Here is a 20284-nt window from a genome sequence, read left to right on the forward strand (position 1 = left end):
GTTGGGTTATAGTGATTATGCGCTTTACTTATGAGCGTTTTTTGACCTACATCAATAAATAAAATAAGTGTGCGCTGCGCCTGTCAAAAGCTTGTTTTAGATCATATTTTGTACTCACAAAATAAACAATTTCGCTGCTCAAGGTAGTATTTTTATAAACACAACCCATATCTATTGAACAGCGTTAGCTAACTTATTTAAAAAGTCGAGCTACGGTGATAGCTTTTAGCTATGACACCAATATGTATAAACGATTTTATTAATACACCATCTTAGGTAATACTGACTGTATTGAGCAAGGTGTAAACAAATTCATAAAACGGTTATTTAAGGAGCAAAGTATGTCGCAAGTAAATGCAATTGGTTTAAACAGTACAAAAAGTGAAGATATTATTAAGTCACTGAATACGCTTTTAAGCAGCTATCAAATTCAATATATGAATGCGCGTGGTTTTCACTGGAATATTAAAGGCCGAAACTTTTTTGAATTACATTTAAAGTTTGAAGAAATTTATAACTTACTACTGTTAAAAGTAGATGAAATCGCAGAACGTATTTTAACGCTTGATGGTGCACCGCTACATGCATTTTCAGATTACTTAGAAGTAAGCGAAATTAAAGAAGCAAAAGGGATCAGCGACGGCGTAACCGCAGTAGAGAACTTACTTGCTGGATACAGCAGCTTAATTAAAATGCAGCGCGATATTCTTGCACAAGCTGCTGAAGCTGATGATGAAGGTACCGCGTCATTAATGAGTGACTACATTAAAGAGCAAGAAAAACTAGTGTGGATGTTAAAAGCCTACCTAGATTAAGTTATTTTAAAAAATAGAAAGCCTCAGTTATTACTGAGGCTTTTTTGTAACGATCATTTACGGGCTATGACAAAGCGATAAAAAAGGCCATCTCTAGCGCTTTTTCTTCTAAGCTTTTAAAGCGACCCGATGCCCCACCATGCCCTGCATCCATGTCGGTTTTAAACACTAAAATATTATCATCGGTTTTATATTCACGCATTTTAGCCACCCATTTCATTGGTTCCCAATACTGTACTTGTGAGTCGTGCAAGCCGGTTGTCACCAATATATTGGGGTAGTGTTGCGCACTAATATTGTCGTACGGTGAATACGCTTCAATAATGTCGTAAAAATGGGGGTCGTTTGGGTTACCCCATTCATCATACTCATTTGTTGTAAGCGGAATGCTTTCATCTAACATTGTGGTGAGCACATCTAAAAATGGCACATGGCAGCCCACTCCACAGTAAAGCTCAGGCGCTTGATTTACCACAGCTCCCATTAATAACCCCCCAGCACTGCCACCAGAGGCAAACACTTTACTTTTGTTGCCGTATCCTTGCTCAGTGAGCGCTTTGGTTACATCTATAAAGTCATTAAAGCTATTTTGTTTATGCTGTTTTTTACCATGTTCGTACCATGAACGCCCTAGCATTTCGCTACCACGCACATGCGCAATCGCATAGACAAAACCACGGTCGAGTAAACTCAGTGATGTACTCGAAAAACTAGGATCTATGGTGATCCCATACGCGCCATAACCATATTGAAACAACGGATTTGAGCCATCTTTTTTAAAGCTATCTTTACGATATACCAACGACACGGGTACTTTCACCCCATCTCGAGCGCTTACCATAAGTCGCTCTGACTGGTAGTCTTCTGCGTTAAAATCACCAAGTACTTTTTGTTGTTTAAGTAAGATTTTTTCGCCTGTGGTTAAATCAACATTATAGAGCGAGCCTGGCGTTGTTAAGCTTGAATAGTAAATGCGTGCATGGGTTACACTTGGCTCTGGGTTCATCGCAATAGCGGCGTAGTAACAAGGATCATCAAACTCAAGGTTCATTCGCTCGCCGTTTTTGTTAACCACAACAAAGCGTGCTTGGCCTTGTTCGCGCTCGCTAAGCACTAAAAAGTCGTTAAATAGTTCAACGCCTTCTAATAATACAGTTTCACGATGAGGGGTATGTGTTTGCCACTGGTTTTTATCAGCAATGGTGTCGCTTGTTGCGGTCATTAATCTAAAGTTTTTGGCCTGCCAGTTAGTCACTATATAAAAAATATCACCAAGCTTATCGATATCAAATTCATGCCCCTCTTCGCGCGGCATTAAAGCGGTAAACTCACCTTGCGGTTGATTGGCATCAAGCACCCACATGTCGTTAGTTTCTGTGCTCGCTAAATCAATAATAATTAAGCTTTCATCACGGCTTTTACCTAAGCCCATAAAAAAGCTGCTGTCTTGCTCTTCGTATACCAGTACATCTTGGTGTTGCTCAGTCCCTAGTTCATGTCTAAAAACTTGATAACCCAATAAGGTTTTTAAATCCTTTTTTACATAAAATACGGTTTTATTGTCGTTCGCCCAAACAACTTGCCCCTCGGTAATCTCAAGTACATCGTCGAGCATTGTATTGCTGCTTAAATCTTTAAACCGTACTGTGTATATCCGTCTGCCGTCGGTATCTTCAGAGTAAGCCATTAATTGCTCGTTGGGGCTCAGTGCCACTTCCCCTAACTCATAAAATTCATAGCCATTGGCAAGCTCATTAACATCAAGTAGTAGTTCTTTATCAGCCATTGCCATACTGCGGCTGCGATAATGACGCGCATATTCATCATCTCCGCGAACCTCTGAGTGATACCAATACTGGCCGTCTTTTACCGGTACAGTGTTATCGTCTTTTACAATACGACCTTTAAGCTCCTCAAATAATGTATTTTGTAGTGGCTTAATGGCAGCTAATTGTGCATCACAATAGGCATTTTCTTGCACTAAATGTGCGAGTATATCGGCATTTTGTCGCTCATCATCGCGCATCCAATAATAATCATCACTGCGTGTTTTAGCATGAGTAGTCAGCGCATGAGCTTGCTTTTTAGCAACAGGGAAATTAGGTAATAAGCTTAAAGAATAATCAGAAGAAGACACAAAAAAACCGCTTAAAAAATAACAATGGCGGTCAGTTTATCATAAAAATAAAAAAGCCCACTCATAGTTGAGTGGGCTAAAGCGGTATAAATTCGATAACTAAAAACTACGAGAATTTTTATTGTTGTCGTTATACCTAAGGGAAGTTGATTTACTGTATTTGCTGCCAAGCCATCGCCCAGCTTTCACCAACGCCTGGCTCAAACATAGCGCTATTCTCATTCACACGGCAAAACTCACTAAATGGCCATGCCTTACACTGGTATATATGCCCTGTTTTTGGCTGTAATACTTTGGTGCCCGCACTGTACATATCGCCATTTTGAGGATAAACCGCGTCGTATCCAAGGCTATTGACTGTGATTAATTTTTTATTTTTTTCAGCGCGATTAAAGTGAACCACCGCGCTACAAATGCCACTGCTTTCAAGTGCAAATATTTTGTTATGTCGGTACGCAACCACCAATCCTTGCTCTGTCATTCTGCCAGCGCACACAAGCGGAATATGCATATTAATATGCTCAACCACCAGCAAACTCCAAGCATGCGGTTCGCCCTGCTCTGGAGAGAGTATTTCATAATCAAACGCTAGCTGAGTTAATTCGCCATGCTCATCGTAAAAGCTCACACTAACCGTATCACCAACAAAGAGCTGGCTATACTGATCGAGCCCAAGACAACCAATAGTTAACCATTCTCCACATGTTAATGATGAATGTATAAACACTGCAAAACCTTAAAGAGTCAAACGTCGCCCATAACATATGGCTTTCAACAGGCAAACTAGCTCGTGAGCTAATATGCGTTAACTAAAGTATTAGGTTAAAAACCATTGTGTAATATCAATACCGACTGATTGTAATTCGCAATGTTGCAATAATCAAACAAAAGAATGTAACCAGAGTTTAAAAACAATACTAAAGTTTGCACTAATGAGCATAAAACAAAAAAGCCAACCGCTTTATAAACGGTTGGCTTTTTTCAGCTACATGATCTGGGTGATGTTAACTTACGCTCGCTTTTTTACTTGCGAACGGGCGCTTAAATAGCGCGCCTATGTCGGTTAAAATAATATACAAACACGGCACCAAAATAAGGGTGATCAGTGTTGCAAACATAACCGCAAAGCCCAGAGCTACCGCCATAGGTATTACAAATTTGGCTTGTAAACTGGTCTCAAACATAATCGGCAATACCCCTGCAAAGGTCGTAATTGAGGTAAGTAATATGGGCCTAAAGCGTGCACAGCCTGCTTCAATAACCGCATCTTTTATACTGATACCAGCTCGACGCGCCTGATTAATAAAATCAGTCATCACCAAAGAGTCGTTAATAACCACCCCTGCAGCAGCAATTAAACCAAAGCCCGACATTAAGCTAATATCTAAACCAAACCAAAAATGACCCCATATTGCCCCCGTTAAACTAAATGGAATAACCGACATTACAATGAGAGGTTGTGAGTAACTTTTTAACGGCACGGCAAGTAATATATAAACTAAAATCATACCACCAGCAAAAAATAACAATTGCTCATTAGCTTGCGCTTGTTGCTCTTCAATTGCGCCACCTAGTTCTGACTTAACACTTGGGTATTCGTCCAACAGTTGTGGTAGTAAATTTTCTTTTACTTGCTTAACCACTTCGCCTGGCTCAATCACTTCCTCATCAATGTTGCCATACACATAAACAGTACGATAACCACCTTCACGACGAATATAACTAATACCAGGGGTTTCAGTTAGCTCAACCACATCTCCTAGCAATACTTCTTTGCCTTGTGGCGTGGTGATAACCGCGTGTTTAAGCGATGAAAACGCTTCGCGAGTAAGCTTAGGGTAACGTACCATCACCCGTACTTCTTCACCGCGACGAATAACACGTTGCGCCTCGCCACCATAAAAACTGGCACCGACTTGATTTGCAATTGAGGCCAAATCTAACCCTAAGTCAAAGGCGACTGGTTTTAAGCTCATTTGTACTTCTTTGCTAGCAGGGTCAATGGTAGAGCTTATATCAAATAAGCCTTCTTGCTGCTGCAATAATCCAATAAAGCGACGCCCTGCTTCATTCAATGTATCGATATCAGAGCCATACAGCAAGTAACCAAACTCACCGTTACCACCGCCACCTCCACCGCCAACATCATCCTGAATAGTTAACGATTTAACGCCCGCAATATTAGGCATCGCTTCACGCCAGCGGCGCGAAAGCTCAAAGGCATTATAAGGGCGTAAATCTTCATCAACCAATGGCGCTAATAACTGCGCCTCTGTACGACCTTGGTTAAATACCAATACATCGCGAATCATCTTTTGCCCTTCTTCGCGCTCGGTTTGCTTATCTATTTCAAGCACCATGGCTTCGATTTGGCGAATAGCATTAATAGTTTGAATGTCTGATACGTTATCGTTCATCTCAACATTAATTTGCGGGAAGTCATGCGGCACTTTAGGCGATGGGATCATTCTCACCTGGTTTGACGATATTAACGCAAAGGTGAAAATTAGTAGCGCAATAAAACTAAACAGCACCGTCCAACGCCACTTTATACAATTAACAATAAACTGCCTATACGGCCCATTTACAAAGCCAAAAAAGCGCTTATTAAAGCGTGCTCGCCAACCGTCAGGGTTAATAGGAGAAAAGTGAGTATGCGCAATGTGCGCCGGTAATATCAGCTTAGATTCAATCAAGCTAAATATTAAACATAAAATCACCACCACTGAAATACCTATAAAAAAGGAACTTTCAGGGCCGCTTGAAAGCGTAAACGGCGCAAATACCGCAATGGTTGTTAGTACACCAAAGGTGGCAGGGGTTGCCACTCGTTTAGCGCCATTAACCACATTAACAACACCGCCGCCTTTTTTTTCTATTTCGGTGTAGGCACTTTCACCTATGACAATGGCATCGTCCACCACAATCCCCAGCACCATAATAAAGGCAAATAAAGACACAATATTAATTGTGATACCAAATAACGGCATCAGCATCATCGCACCTAAAAAGCACACTGGTAAACCAATCATTACCCACAGTGCGAGCTTAAAACGTAAAAATAACGAAAGCATAATAGCGACTAAAATTGCACCTTGCAGCAAATTAGCTTTCATCATGTCTAAGCGTGCATTTAGATAGTAAGTAAAGTCCATTAGCGGCTCTATACGTACACCCAATGGCAGTTCTTTATTTTTTTGATCAATATACGCTTTAACCGAATCGGCCACCGGAATAATGTTTTGATCTTCGGTGGCTTTTACCGATAAATAAACCGCGTTTTCGCCATTAAATTTAAAGTAACGCTCACCTTCAACGAACTGATCTTTGATTATAGCAATATCTTGTAGCAACACTTTGGCACCATTGGCGCCAATTTTTACCGGAATTTGCCTAAACTCTTCACCAGAATAAAACTGATTTTCTACTCGAACCGAAATAACACCCGCATCAGTTTTTAGTTGTCCGGCTGAAAAGTTAGCCGAATAACGACGTACCGCGTTCGCTACATCCGATAAAGTTAAATTATATTGGCGCAGTGTGTCGGGCTCTATTTCTATGGCAATTTCATCCAGTGGCACATCGTTTACCACTAAAGATACATTCGATAACTGCAAGAGTTCATCTTCAACCTGATTTGCGATTGGCTTAAGCTCATTTAGCGGTAGGTCAGCCACGAGCGTCATGCCAATTACATCTTGGCGAAACTCTATTTGACTAATGGTAACCGGCTCCATTCCTGCAGGAAAAGTCGCGATACCATCTACTCGCAGTTTTACCTTATCGAGAACGTCGGTAAGCTCTGCGTCAGTATTAATTTCAAGGCTGGCAGAACCCCCATTACGAAAAGCGCGATATACCCCTTTTTTTATCTCAGTTATATCTTTTAGCGACTCTTCAATTTTTATTAAGATACTTTCTTCAATTTCTTGTGGCGACGCCCCCGGGTAGTTTGCATTTACAGTAATATAGTTAACTTCTATATTAGGGAACATTTGTCGCTGAATGGTAAAGTAGCTTATAAGCCCCATTACAATAATAAAAAACATCATTAAATTGGCAGCAACAGAGTTGTTAGCAAAATACGCAATTAACCCTGTTTGTTTGGTTGTATTGGGCTGTTCTGTGTTATTCATAACTCACCCTACCTTAAAGTTTTTCAGTGGATGCATTTTCTGCTGCATCTGTATTTTTAGTCTCTGTTAAACCGGCTATTTTTACTGCCATGCCTTTTTGAGGGTATTCCGGTAAGGTGGTAACGAGCTTATCGTTGGCTTGTAAGCCATCGCTAATATAAAAATATTCGCCTTCTTCACGAATCACTTTTACTTTACGCGGCTCTAACTGTTGCTCATCATTAACTATCCACACGGTTTGGTTATTTACTAACTCTTGCGGTAAACGATAAATATTATTGAGCATAGTGCCGGCAAAGTTTACTTGTACATAAGTGCCAAATTTAATTGCAGGCTGCTGATTAGTCAGTCCGTAAGGATCTTCAATTCTTACCACTAAACTGCTCATGCGAGTCGCGTTATCAACAATCCCTAAATCGCGGTCTATTACTGCTTGGCGAGTAAACCCATTGAATCCTGTTTTAATAACGGTTGCCGTTACCCCTTTAACGCGCTCAGGTAAAAACACACTGTCAAAACCTGCGATCGGAATAATCACTTCAGCGGTTTCAATATTATTCAGCTCGGCAACTTGAGCGCCCATACTAACAAACTGGCCAACCCCCACATTCCGACTAACCACTAATGCATCGTAAGGTGCGGTGATTTCACAATTGTCTAAATCGCGTTGGGCTCTTTTTAATGCTGCTTGCGCCGACTTAACTGATGCTTGCGCACTCAGCACTTGTGGTTTGCGTAAAAATAAATCTGTACGTGCTTTATTTGGGAAACGTTTTGCTTCGTCTTCTGCGACTTTGGCTTGCGCTTGCTCTTCAATTAACATCGCTTGAGCGCGGGCAAGTTCAGCTTCAGCTTGCAATACCGCAGCCTCGTAGTTATCTTTTTCAATAGTAAATAAGGTTTCGCCGCGACCCACAACACCACCCGCCACAAAGCTTGGATGCCAGCTGACGACTTCACCTGACACTTGCGCTGAAAGTTGGGTATTTTCTAGTGGCTGCACTTCACCATAACTATTAATGATAACTTGATGATCGTTAGCGGAAACGGCTTCAACTTGCACCGTTGGTCGAGTGTCTATGACTTCTTTTTTGTCTGACTCTTTTGCAATCGCATTAATTGCAACAAAACCAGCAACACCTAATGCCAGTGCTACAAATGGAAAAGCCCATCTAAGTACATTACCTTGCATCTGTTTATTTCTCCCAAATTACTATTAGCACTATGATACCAAAGCTTAATGAAACATTAACGTGACATTTGTAAGCAACTGTTACAAAAAGGTATAAATAAGGTCTTCTTCAGCAAATAAAAGGTAAGTCAAAAGCACTGTTAAGCCGCTTTATAAATGTATTGTTACAATCTTTTACCATTATAAATCATAAAGCTAATCACTTTAGGTTAGTATTTATTAATCATACTGTGCGAAAAAGCATGACACACCGTACAGTAAAATTACATTAACAACTAAAAAAGACTAAACGATGAAATTAACCACACTTACCTTGGCGCTGAGTATAGCGCTTAGTGGCAGCTATGCTGTTGCAGCAGAAAAAAAAGAAGAAAAGAAACCACAAACATTAACTGAAATGATTAAAGGGCAAATCGAATTTGCGGGTATTTTTAATCTTTACCAAGATGAAAAAACCGGCGATCACTTAATGGTGATAAACGAATCACAGCTCGATACGCCCTTTGTGTACTTTGCGCATACCATTGATGGTGTAACTGATGCGGGTCATTTTCGTGGGTCGTATCGTGAAACAAAGCTGATTGAATTTAGAAAATACTTTGATCGTATTGATATTATTAGTAAAACCCCTCGCTACTTATTTAACGAAAATAGCGCACTTGCCAAAGCCAGTGAAGCTAATATCAGCGAAGCCGTGCTTGCAAGTATAAAAATAGAAAAACAAGAAGAAGGTAAAATAGCCTTTAATGTAAATAAGCTTTTTTTAAGTGAAGCGCTACATAAAGTGTCTCCTACGCCTAACCCGAACGATAAAAATGCTAAAAAGCGTTTTAAAGTAGGTAAATTAGACGATAAAAAATCACGCATCATCAAACAGCGCCCATACCCTAACAACCTAGATGTGGTTGTTGATTATGTTTTTACCAATAGCAGCCCAACCGTTCGAGGTTCAGGTGCTGTAAGCGACCCCCGAAGTGTGTCGGTAAAAGTACAACATTCATTTGTGGCTTTACCAGAAAACAATTACCAACCTCGCTTTGATGATGCACGTATTGGTTATTTCACCAATCAGTTTGATAAAATGACGTCAACCGACTGGGCGCCATACCAAGATGTCATTAAGCGCTGGGATTTACAAAAGAAAGATCCAAACGCTGCACTTTCAGAACCAGTAAAACCGATTACCTGGTGGATAGAAAACACCACACCGGTTGAATGGCGTGACACCGTGCGTGATGCCGTACTTGCTTGGAACACCTCATTTGAAAAAGCAGGCTTTAAAAATGCACTTGAAGTGAAAATACAACCTGACGATGCCGATTGGGATGCCGGCGATATTAACTATAACGTACTACGCTGGACTTCTTCACCCAAACCACCGTTTGGTGGATATGGGCCAGCATTAGCGAACCCGTTAACCGGTGAAATTTTAGGCTCAGACATTATGCTTGAGTTTGTATTTATGAAAAACCGCTGGATATACGACACACTGTATACTCAAGGCACGATGAGCCATACACAGCCAACCAACTATTCAGAACTCAATTGCTCTTTAGGTCATGAATTACAGCAAAGCCTAATAATGGCCAAGGGCTTAGCAAATGGCGCTGATATTGAAGATACCCAAATGTTACGCCAAGGCTTAACTCAGCTGGTTTTACATGAAGTAGGGCATACTCTAGGTCTTAATCACAACATGAAGTCTTCTATTTTGTGGGATGAGAAAGAAGTTCACGACAAAAGTAAAACCCAAGGCATAGTTACCGGCTCGGTAATGGACTATGCGCCAGCAAATATAGCGCCAACGGGTGTGACTCAAGGCGATATTTTCCAAACTAAACCAGGTCCATACGATGATTGGGCAATAAATTACGGCTACAGCGCAGCGCTTAAAGATGAAGCTGCAGAGCAAGCTCGCCTTGATAAAATACTCGCTCGCTCAAGCGAACATGCGCTTTCCTTTGGTAACGATGCCGACGACATGCGTGCCCCTGGCCGCCACATAGACCCTCGCGTGATGATAGGTGACTTGTCGTCTAACCCTGCAGCTTACGGCGCAGATAGAATGGCACTGATCAATACACTCTTTTCAGAACTTAAAGACAAAGCTACAGTAAAAGGTGAGTCTTACCAACAGCTTGTTACTTCAGCTAACAGCCTATTTGGCCAGTATCGTGCACAAGCAGGTGTGGTATCTCGTCAAATTGGTGGCGTGTATGTAGAGCGTGCCGTCGTGGGCGATGAAAATGCAGCAAAGCCTTTTACACCGGTACCACTTGAGCGTCAAACCCAAGCAATGGCTATTTTAGCTGAGTATGTGTTTGCTCCAAATGTACTGCAAAGCATGCAGCCATTGTATAACTTTATGCAGCAGCAGCGTCGTGGGTTTAATCATTACGGTAAAAACGAAGACCCTAAACCGCATAAAATGATTTTAGGTATGCAAAAGAGTGTACTAGCGCAACTACTACATCCTGCTGTGTTACTGCGTATTTCAGATACTGCTTTATATGGTAATGAATACAGCCTTACGCAATTTATGGAGGATTTAACTGCAAGTATCTTTGTTGATAGTAAAACCGCTAATTCAGTCAGTCATAATTTACAGATTGAATATGTTAATCAGCTAATTGCGATTGCAGGCCTAGAAAAAGCAAGTAAATACGATAACTTAGCGAAAACAGCCGCGCTATATCAGCTAACTCAAATAGCCGATAAAAAGGTTGCATGGGGCGCTGATACCGCAACCAAAGCACATAAAAAATATATCGACCGCTTAATTAGCAAAGCGCTAGAAGCATAAATAACACTGAGTAAACCAAGGCCACGTCATACGTGGCCTTTTTTACACTAACTCAAAGGTAAATAGTGCCTTTAAGGTACCTTACGGCATGACCCGTTAATGTCACTGTTGTATTGCCCACTTCACAGTGTAGCTTCCCACCTCGTTGTGAGGCTTGATAAGCACTGAGAGAATTTTTTCCAAACTGCCCTGCCCAATAAGGGGCAAGCCCAGTATGAATTGAGCCGGTTACAAAGTCTTCATCACCCCCACTGGCAGGCCAAAAATAACGAGAAATAAAGTCATACTCAACACTCGGTGCTGTTGCAACCACATCTAATGGGGCTAATTTTTTTAGTTGTTCATTGGTTGTTTTCAGATCTACAACCTGCTGCTCATTATCATAAATAGCAAAATAAGCTTGGCGGTTTTTCAGCACTTTAACAGGTTGTATAGACAGGCCAGCTAATAGAGCATCAGGGATGAGCTGAACCTCTTCAGGGGCTTGTTTAGGAAAGGTCATAGCAAAGCTGCCATCGTTATTTTTATTAACAATCAGTTTGCCCACCGCCTCTGCGCTAAAGCACACCTGCGATATACTATGTTGCTCACAAAGCACATAGGCCGCCGCTAAAGTAGCATGGCCGCAAAAATCAATCTCCATTAATGGCGAAAACCAACGTATCGAAAAGCTTCCATCTGCCGACTGACAAGTAAAAGCGGTTTCAGACACATTGTTTTCCGAAGCTATATTCAGCATAAGATCATCACTAAGCCAAGACTCCAATGGGATCACGGCAGCATAATTACCTTTAAACAGTTCACTGCTGAACGCATCGATTTGATGGATAGTTAATTTCATAGTGGGCACTTTTTATTTATTGGTCACTCAAGGTGCCACAAATGAAATTAACGGTCACTATAATTTTATGCCAACACAGGACGTACGCGATAATACTGCATACACGCAAATTGCAGCGCATTAGTTAGCAATATCATAATAAACATTAATATATGCGAAGTACTTTGCACTGGCATGGCTAGCTCTGCAAACAAACCACAGATACCTGCTATAAATTGCAAACTAAAATAGCGCGCACTCAGGTTACTAATATTTCCTGTTCGCAATGTTTTATAGGTTTGTGGCATAACCCGAACCGAACTCATAATTAAGCCCACATAAGTTAAGCCGTTTAGCACAGAGGCAGTATCTAGGTTAGGGTTTAACAGCAACAAAAAAGGTAATAACGAAAAGCTAAGCATGCCAAGTAACTGCAGCTTCTGACGTTTAGCGGCATTATAACGGGCAAAAAAGTATAAAATTAAACCACTCAACAATCCTGTCGCAAAAAACGGCAAGGCAATATAAAAACGAGCAAAATAAAGATTGTAGCTAATAAAGTACACACTTTGCGCTAAACCAAATGTCATCATTAACAGTGATACACCCGATACACTGCGGTTTTTAATAATTTTATTAAGTAACGGTAAAAAACTAAAAACCAAAATAAACACTGACAAAATAGGCAAATAATACGCCAAAGCAAACCTCGCTCGTTACATTGTTGTTAATAAAAAGGAAGAAATAAAACATTTTTTAAACATCTGTTTTTAAAGGCTTTATTTGTGTGCGCATTGTAGGGCTGGCTAGGTTTTATACAAGCTTAACGCTTACTTTAGTTTTTAGTGATGGCAACTTGAGTATACAAAAACCGTTACTAAAACTTCACAGCACGCCACTTCAACTAATTGCAATACAAATGATAACTGTTATCATGCGCATACGTGTAATTTAACATACAAGCTAAAATAATGAGAAAAGCACTGTTTAAAATTCATAGTTGGTTGGCGCTAATTGCCATTATTCCGTTAATTGTTATTAGCATTACTGGCAGTGTTTTAGTGTTTAAAAGTGAAATAGACGGCTTACTGATGCCTGACAAACACTTTGTGGTACAGCAGCAAGCTGCTCGCTTACCTATGGACTCATTAATAGATAAAGCCGAAGCAGCCTTTCCTGAGTATGTAGTAGGAAGCTGGGAGCTTTTTAATAACACCACCGCCGACCGGCTTTATTTGGTTAAGCGTGGCACTGACGATTGGTATAAGTTGCATTTAGACCAATACACGGGAGAGGTTTTATCAGAACCAGTAAGCACAACTCATTATTTTACCGACTGGTTTTTAGAGCTCCATTACACCTTTTTACTTAACGACTTAAAAAGTTTACCAGGGCAAACAGGCACCGTATTAGGGTTCTTTTTTGCTTTATTTTTATTAACTTTAGGTATTACTGGCTTAATTATTTACCGCAAATTTTGGCAGCGACTATTTAGCGTACGCTGGCGCGCAACGTTACAAATAGTACTCAGTGACATTCATAAGATGACCGGTGTTTTAGGCTCACCTATCCTTATCGTTTTAGCGATTACAGGTGGTTATTTTAATGGTGCAGTGTGGTATCACGAAGTAATAGAACACGCAGAAGAAGAGCACCACACTATTACAAATAAATTATATAGTGACGACATCTCTTTTGAGCGGATTCTTAATGATAGCAAACTGCAAATACCCACTTTTAATACAACTTTTTTAGTTTTTCCACGAGAGCCCGATGAAAATATCACTCTTTATGGCGAAGTAAATACCAGTAATCCACTTACCAGTGAATACGCCAATACCATAACCTATAATAAGCAAACAGGTGAACACATGGCTAACTGGGATATTCGAGAGGCTGGCGCTGGTTGGCAAGTAATTGACAGTTTTAGAAAACTACACTTTGGTTATTTTGCTGGGCTTATCAGTAAAATACTATGGTGTATTGTTGGCCTTAGCCCTGTATGGCTCGCTGGTACAGGCTTTTATTTATGGCTCACACGCCGTAAACGTAAAAAGCAATCACACAAAAATCGCTTAACTCAACGACGAAGCGCGAATGCTTGATAAAACAATCACTCCCTTGTAAAGTGAAACCAACGAGGGAGTGAGTTAATGAATATGTTCAAGGTAATAATAAGTTTAACTTTTTTATTTGTTGTGGGGTGCAGCAGCAAAATCAATACGCAAACTCAGCTCGTACAATTAAGTTCATTAATTAATCACACATTATTTTTACAACAAACCACACCTTCTGAAAAGGTTATATTTGAACTTCCCGAGGCAGAAAAAGCACGCTTTTTAGCCTTCGTAACAAAACAACAAACAGCTAATATTCGTAGTGACCGTATTATTTATAACTACCTTGAAAATCAGCTCTCTAATTTTAATTATCATGGCGATACGCTTACATCATCTCAATCTCTCAACCTTGCACAAGGTAACTGTATCAGCCTTGCTGTTCTTACCCAAAGTTATGCACAAACATTAGGGCTTAAAACCAGCTTTCAAGAAATGACTAGCGAGCCAGTTTACGCACAGGAAGATAACTTGGTTTATGTAGCAAACCATTTTAGAACTAAAGTTTATGCCCCAGAAGAGGAACAGCCTGAAAAAGAAGAAAATGTGATCACTTTTTTTCGCCCAGGAACCTTAATAGACTACTTCCCAACCAGAGGTAGTGTGTATTCTGATAGTGCTAATTATAATGATTTAATCTCTAAATTTTATAGTAACTTAGCTGCTGACGCGCTTTTAGATAAGCAGCTTGATCAAGCGTACTCTCTTATTTTACAAGCAAATAAATACACCCCTTATGATCCTGAGCTATTTAATATGGCTGGAATTTTACATCGACGAGCTGGCGATTTAAAAAGTGCACAGCTTATTTACCAAACTGCTTTAGATAATAAGCTGATAAATATAAATTTACTTACTAATTATCAAGTTTTAGCCAAACAAATTGGTGATCAGCAACTTGTTGAACAATTAGCAAGCCGACTTGCTGAAGTAGAAAAAGATCCTTATGAACTTTTAGTTATTGCAAAAAATGATCTAGAAACAGGACGAATTAATACCGCTACAGAGCATATTGAACAAGCCATAACAAAAGCGCCGTATATTGCAGAACTTTATTTAGAGCTTGCTAAAATTCGCTATCAACAAGGAAAAAATCACCAAACACAAAAATTACTTGAGAAAGCGATAGAGCTCGAAAAAGACAAGCAAAAGTTAAATGTATATCAAGCTAAGTTACTGTCCTTAAAAGCGAGTAAGTAACTTAGCTAAATAGGCTTTTACAATGAATAGTAAAAGCTTAACCACGCGCGCATTTCATCTTCAAAGCTGTCACCTTCTACTCGCGACAACCCCATATCAAAGGTTAAGTCATTAACGCCCGCAGGCCCCATCCCGAAGCTAAAGTCACCTTGGTATTTTAAGCCGTAACTTTGTGCATAAACGTTGCTATCTAATTGATGTTGCTTGTAATAAAGCCAAGGCATTCCCTCTTTAAAGCTAATGCCACCACCATACCCTTGGTAGCGCTCAGTGGTTGCACTATAAAAAGGCAGTTCAGCAGCAAGCACAAATTCACTACTTTGCTGCTGATTAATTAAATTAGAACTAAAGCCGCCTAATGTCAGGCTACTGTCATCTCTTTGCTTTTGCTCAAAGTTAACAAAAAGTGGTATATCAAACGCTTTACCAAATATTTTTGCTGCCAAGTCATAACCTTGCCAATGACTACTGTGATTCTGCCCATCATAAATGCTGGCATAAATACTCTGCCCAATAGCAAATGCTTGGCGGTCATGTTGCCAGCTTTGAGCAATACTCAACCGTGTCCAATTTTTATGGCTATTTTTATAATCTGTATAGTTATAGGCCAATTCTGGGGTTAAATGTAACTGGCCAAACTTCAATGGGTGGCTTACTGCAGCATAACCACCTCGGGCTTCAATATCAGCGTTTAAGCTAGGTTGATATTGATGTGATGTATCCAAATTATAATCAAATAGCGCAAGCTTAAACTTTGTATTTAACGCATTGTATTTTGCTTGTATAAAGCCGCCATGTAATGCACCGTCATGCAAATCAATGTTATAACCCGCTTGTAAATCAAGTTGTTTTAATAGGTCGCTACTTTTTATACCTACACTTAGCAAACTGGTTGACGCTGAATAATACTGAGATCCCAAGGCAAACGTCGCTTGCTGATCAAGTACTGCGTAATCGCTTTGTTCTGCTATCTCATCGGTATATATTTTTGCCGGTGGCAGAGTATGCTTATTTACCATCAACAATGGAGCTTCACTGTTTACAGCGAAATCAGTCACGGCTGTGCGGTTTTTTGTTGTAAGCGTTTTTACATCAGGGCCATCGGCATTAATAGAGAAATAAAGTAGTGAGCCATCTTCAGCCTCAATCGGGTATGCGAGCGCTTCTTGCCCGTTAGTTAAGCGGGTGAGGGTGTTATTTTTTATATGATAATTATAAATATCAGTTTTATTATTTAGGCCAGCAACAAAATAGATAGATTCCCCATCTTGACTGAAACTCGGCTGACTTAAATACTGATACCCGTTAGGCATTGGGATTGACCGCCTGGCATCACCGTTTAAGCCTTGTATATACAACTGCCAATTTTCGTTTAATGATGCTGATAAGTAAGCTAATTTTGTTTCATCGGGGTTCAGTGTCGGGTAATCATAACTTGTTTTTAAGCTCTTAGTAAAAAATGGCGTGATTGTTTGTGTATTAAGATCGACTTTTACTAATTCAGAATACCCAGCTCTTATTTGCTCACCGTAAAGTGTTTCACCATCACGGGTAACACTAAAACGGCGAATACCGGCCAGCTCTGTAAGTTGCTCTATGTTGCCAGTGTCGGTGTTGTAGCTAAAAATGTCAGACACTTTGTTATAAGTTCCCGATCCTTCACTACTGTAGGCATTAAAATAAAGTGTGTTGTTATTTACCCATTGCGGGTTAGCAATACCTGCGCGATTAATTTGATTTAGTACTTGTTTTTGTTCGCGCTTAAACACGATTGGCGGGGTATCAGGAACATCTTGCTTATCGTTCTCTAGGAGCTCCTTTTGCACCTTAGTAAACTTATCTCGTGCTTTGGTGTTGTCTTCTGTACTGTAAATTATTAGTTTTGTTTTACTCTTTTCATCACGTTCAACTATCGCAATTTTGCTACCATCATTTGAAAGAGCTGGATTGCTAGCGTATAAATCAAGTTCTAACCAAAGCTTGCTATTAAGTGATGATTCGGTTTGCTCTTGTTGCATCGCTTTATAGGTATACTCTGCAATAAATCGACGATATAACCTTGCAGCGCTTTGCCCAAATACACCAGAAAATGCGTCGTCAAAATCTCGTGATTTCACTGCTCGCATACGAACCCATACATTATCGAGTAGCTGCTCTGAGTAATTTTGCTCTAACCAATATAAAAAACGACTTCCCATTAAATATGCCATAGAGCCCGCCATAAAGCCCTCATCGCTATTTAGTTGCCCATAGGTGGGAAGCGCTCCCTGCTGAGCAAACTCTCTAAGTATTGCCTCAGCATAGTTATCAAATAAGCGCCCTCGACCTGTCATTTTTGATTCAATTAAAGTGGCGTACCCTTCGGCTACCCAGCGCGGTGTATCACCATAGGTTAAATCGTATATATCCCATACACCGCGAATCTTTTGCTGCCAGTCGTTACGGGTTGGCTGCGCTAAATGGACTAAATGAATGTATTCGTGCAGCACCAACAATTGCTGCCAACCCGATGAATTTGATATCACGGTATCCGACTGCGGTGGCGTAGTAAAAAGCGCCATAACAGGATTATTAGAGGTTGGTAAGGCAAAGCCATTCGCTGCATTTAGAGGGTCAAACACCACCACATCGACGATTTTATCAAGCGCCCGATTTTGTTGCTCAAGCACTTTAGTGCGAACAATTTCCAGCTCCACAGCAGTCGATTTAGCAAAATCAGTATGCTCACTACTAAAGTGAACATTAAAATGCTCGGTATGAATGGTTTGCCAATTAGCAGCAAAGCTAGGTGCAGCCAATAATAAGGCTGATGCAATGAGTGACTTTTTCACAATAATCCCTTAAATAGTACATTTGATAATGTTTAGAGTATTATCAAATGGAAAAAACGGGCAGTAAAAAAGTGTAATAAAGCATGTGCAAATGTGTATTTACACCCGCTTTATTATTTAATCTGAGTTTTGAACAAAGGAAGTTACATCCAACTGCGAGGGTCTGACTCAGCCTGCATAAGTGTAAAATCTATAATGAAGTCAGCATCTTGCTGTTTTAAATATGGGACGTACGCACCGCCTGCAGCAAGTTGTATATACAGGCTTTTTAAGCCAGAACGACGCATAAAAAAGGTGCTCACACTGCGAGCGCTTTGTGCTTTGTACAGCTCAAATACCCGGTAATGCACACCAATCATACCTTTGCGTACCACCAAATAAAAACGCCCATCTTGTTGATGAAGGTAATACCCATAACGTTTATAAGATAAAAACACTAACGCGGCTAATACCAAGAATAATGCTAATGCAATTAATATATTAAGTTGCATAAAGCTAATAAAAAAACCAGAAGCAACGCTCGGTAGCAAAGCATAAAACACCGTGTTTTTATATAACAACGCCCTTTCTACCGCATTGAATGCCAGCTTTTTACTGTCAAACCACGGATAAATCCACTGACACACATTATCAACTTGCTCCTGCGTGAGCACAGGCAGCACTAAGGTTTGTTTATTCTTTTTCGCCATGCTTGCAGCACCGCCGCTACTGGCTTGCAAACACTCCACAGTAAAGCGTTTTAATAGCCTAGCAACTAGGTTTTGCTTAATAACGATTGACTGTACTTTGTCTAAACTAATTGATAGTTGATGACGCTCTAACAGCCCTGCAATACGTTTGAATTTATTATTTTTAAAGTAAAGCTGATAGTTATAAAAACGAATGAGCGACATAGTTACCGATAAAAGTACCGCTATAAATATCAAAATAATGATCAGAGTAATTATTGCAAACACAGCTGCATTAGCCATCAAACCGAGCTCTTGTTGATAATAACTCTCTATTTTTGTTATAAATTGCTGCTCTAAAAAGTCGATGGCCACATTCATAAAAGGGGCAATTGCCGCAAGTGCCAAAATAGCCATATTCGACATTAAACCAAACTTAGCTATTTCTTTATTTGAGATGAGTAAGCTATTTTCGCTCAGCTCTTCAATATGAGATTGCGCTGAATCAGCCACCTCAGCTGATGGTTGCTGCTGCGCTTTATAGTCAAACACTCGTTTACGCATTTGTTGCGCGTAATCTTTAGTTACCCCTGGCAAAACAGCTTCTTGAGCCACACTGCCTGCCGCATCAAAAATACAATTAACTAACCCTATGGGGGTGAAGTAAAATGGCTCCGCTATATTTACGTTTTGCACTCGAGAAAATTTTAAGGTAAGTCGCTCTTTTTTAAATACGCCTTTATTAAGTAAAATTTCATGCTCGTCAGTAATACAAAAACGAAAACTACGGTAATACAAAAAACAATAGGCAAGCAATGAGGTCAAAGCAACCGCGAGCCCAACCTGCCCCCAAAAGAGTTTATTTTCTACTTGGGTAACAAATACCACCAACACGGGCAGTAAATTAAATAAGCCGTCTTTTATGAAGCGCACACTAAAATGCATCACAAAATAAGCCAGCGCCCAGGGCGACACTTTTTGCCAATTAAGTGAAGGTGACGTTATTTGCGCAGCATCAACACTCAATGGCAGCTACCTCGCTTGCGGTTTCATCGTGGCGATAGCTTTGTACAAACTGACGAATATTTTTGCATTTTTCGTGGGTCAGGCCGCTAATTTGTAAATCGGCACTCATACCGCCGGCGCTATAAAGTCTTAAACTGGCTAAACCAAGCTTTCGCTCTATGGGCCCACGGTGTATTTCAATATGCTGCACACGCGCTAACGGTAAAATTGTCACCTGCTGCCAAATAATGCCTTTTTTAAAAGCAATATCGTGGGTACGCAACGCGCTGCCCTGTAATTTTATGCTGAACACGCTATATAACATACACAGTAAAATTAATAGCGGAACAGCAACCAATAAGTAACCTTGCGCCATAGCAGCAAAGTCTGTATTAAAATAGCAAACAGCCGCTAGTACTAAGCAAAAAGGAATGAAAAATAACAACCAATTCAATTGTGCATGCAACAATGCTTTGTCCGCAAGCGGCTCAAACACTATGCTTTTATGTTGCGGTAGGTCGGTTATTTGTTGATTAGTAAACACACTATGCTCCATTACG

Annotated in this window: 13 protein-coding genes; 4 read left to right on the forward strand and 9 right to left on the reverse strand. The window is 40.2% G+C overall.

Going from position 1 to position 20284, the window contains the following annotated elements; translation table 11 throughout:
* Positions 1 to 341 precede the first annotated feature (341 nt).
* Positions 342 to 815 (forward strand): Dps family protein, encoded by a 474-nt coding sequence (locus PISS_RS15395; protein WP_008112861.1) that lies wholly within the window; start codon positions 342 to 344, stop codon positions 813 to 815.
* 64 nt (positions 816 to 879) lie between these two features.
* On the opposite strand, the gene PISS_RS15400 is transcribed toward PISS_RS15395, so the two are convergent.
* The 4 genes from PISS_RS15400 to PISS_RS15415 form a co-directional block, all read right to left on the reverse strand.
* Positions 880 to 2952, reverse strand: a complete 2073-nt coding sequence (locus PISS_RS15400) for a S9 family peptidase (RefSeq protein ID WP_058155387.1) — start codon at positions 2950 to 2952, stop codon at positions 880 to 882.
* A gap of 151 nt (positions 2953 to 3103) precedes the next feature.
* Positions 3104 to 3679 (reverse strand): hypothetical protein, encoded by a 576-nt coding sequence (locus PISS_RS15405; protein ID WP_013466224.1) that lies wholly within the window; start codon positions 3677 to 3679, stop codon positions 3104 to 3106.
* 277 nt (positions 3680 to 3956) lie between these two features.
* A complete protein-coding gene (locus PISS_RS15410) occupies positions 3957 to 7088 on the reverse strand; it encodes an efflux RND transporter permease subunit (RefSeq protein WP_013466226.1) in 3132 nt (1043 codons plus the stop codon).
* 13 nt (positions 7089 to 7101) lie between these two features.
* A complete protein-coding gene (locus tag PISS_RS15415) occupies positions 7102 to 8280 on the reverse strand; it encodes an efflux RND transporter periplasmic adaptor subunit (RefSeq protein WP_028834707.1) in 1179 nt (392 codons plus the stop codon).
* Between the two features lie 292 nt (positions 8281 to 8572).
* Between PISS_RS15415 and PISS_RS15420 the strand changes: the two genes are divergently transcribed.
* Positions 8573 to 11083, forward strand: a complete 2511-nt coding sequence (locus PISS_RS15420) for a zinc-dependent metalloprotease (RefSeq protein ID WP_058155389.1) — start codon at positions 8573 to 8575, stop codon at positions 11081 to 11083.
* Between the two features lie 52 nt (positions 11084 to 11135).
* Here the strand turns inward: PISS_RS15420 and PISS_RS15425 are convergent, their stop codons facing one another.
* Both PISS_RS15425 and PISS_RS15430 read right to left on the reverse strand, forming a co-directional pair.
* Entirely contained in the window at positions 11136 to 11924 is a 789-nt protein-coding gene (locus tag PISS_RS15425; protein ID WP_033103562.1) for a PhzF family phenazine biosynthesis protein, read from the reverse strand.
* Between the two features lie 65 nt (positions 11925 to 11989).
* A complete protein-coding gene (locus tag PISS_RS15430) occupies positions 11990 to 12604 on the reverse strand; it encodes a PQ-loop domain-containing transporter (RefSeq protein ID WP_016899022.1) in 615 nt (204 codons plus the stop codon).
* 270 nt (positions 12605 to 12874) lie between these two features.
* Here PISS_RS15430 and PISS_RS15435 point away from each other — a divergent pair, with 270 nt between their 5' ends.
* Both PISS_RS15435 and PISS_RS15440 read left to right on the forward strand, forming a co-directional pair.
* Complete coding sequence (locus PISS_RS15435; RefSeq protein WP_058155391.1) at positions 12875 to 14008, forward strand: PepSY-associated TM helix domain-containing protein; 1134 nt, start codon at positions 12875 to 12877, stop codon at positions 14006 to 14008.
* Between the two features lie 48 nt (positions 14009 to 14056).
* On the forward strand, positions 14057 to 15220 hold the full coding sequence (locus tag PISS_RS15440) for a tetratricopeptide repeat protein (RefSeq protein WP_058155393.1): 1164 nt from the start codon (positions 14057 to 14059) through the stop codon (positions 15218 to 15220).
* Positions 15221 to 15237: 17 nt separating this feature from the next.
* On the opposite strand, the gene PISS_RS15445 is transcribed toward PISS_RS15440, so the two are convergent.
* The 3 genes from PISS_RS15445 to PISS_RS15455 form a co-directional block, all read right to left on the reverse strand.
* The gene (locus PISS_RS15445; protein WP_016899019.1) at positions 15238 to 18051 is read right to left on the reverse strand and encodes a TolB family protein; all 2814 of its coding nucleotides are present in this window, start codon (positions 18049 to 18051) and stop codon (positions 15238 to 15240) included.
* A 143-nt stretch (positions 18052 to 18194) separates the two neighbouring features.
* Complete coding sequence (locus tag PISS_RS15450) at positions 18195 to 19745, reverse strand: PH domain-containing protein (protein WP_036957019.1); 1551 nt, start codon at positions 19743 to 19745, stop codon at positions 18195 to 18197.
* A complete protein-coding gene (locus PISS_RS15455; RefSeq protein WP_058155395.1) occupies positions 19735 to 20280 on the reverse strand; it encodes a PH domain-containing protein in 546 nt (181 codons plus the stop codon). Before PISS_RS15455 ends, PISS_RS15450 begins: the two co-directional genes overlap by 11 nt.
* Between the last annotated feature and the right edge of the window lie 4 nt (positions 20281 to 20284).

Origin of the sequence: Pseudoalteromonas issachenkonii, assembly GCF_002310795.1 — a bacterium.
Taxonomy (GTDB): domain Bacteria; phylum Pseudomonadota; class Gammaproteobacteria; order Enterobacterales; family Alteromonadaceae; genus Pseudoalteromonas; species Pseudoalteromonas tetraodonis.

Excerpts from the sequence above, each read along its gene's own strand:
- PISS_RS15395 (WP_008112861.1), top strand. The coding sequence starts at position 342 with ATGTCGCAAGTAAATGCAATTGGTTTAAACAGTACAAAAAGTGAAGAT.
- PISS_RS15410 (WP_013466226.1), bottom strand. The coding sequence starts at position 7,088 with ATGAATAACACAGAACAGCCCAATACAACCAAACAAACAGGGTTAATT.
- PISS_RS15415 (WP_028834707.1), bottom strand. The coding sequence starts at position 8,280 with ATGCAAGGTAATGTACTTAGATGGGCTTTTCCATTTGTAGCACTGGCA.
- PISS_RS15420 (WP_058155389.1), top strand. The coding sequence starts at position 8,573 with ATGAAATTAACCACACTTACCTTGGCGCTGAGTATAGCGCTTAGTGGC.
- PISS_RS15425 (WP_033103562.1), bottom strand. The coding sequence starts at position 11,924 with ATGAAATTAACTATCCATCAAATCGATGCGTTCAGCAGTGAACTGTTT.
- PISS_RS15435 (WP_058155391.1), top strand. The coding sequence starts at position 12,875 with ATGAGAAAAGCACTGTTTAAAATTCATAGTTGGTTGGCGCTAATTGCC.
- PISS_RS15440 (WP_058155393.1), top strand. The coding sequence starts at position 14,057 with ATGAATATGTTCAAGGTAATAATAAGTTTAACTTTTTTATTTGTTGTG.
- PISS_RS15455 (WP_058155395.1), bottom strand. The coding sequence starts at position 20,280 with ATGGAGCATAGTGTGTTTACTAATCAACAAATAACCGACCTACCGCAA.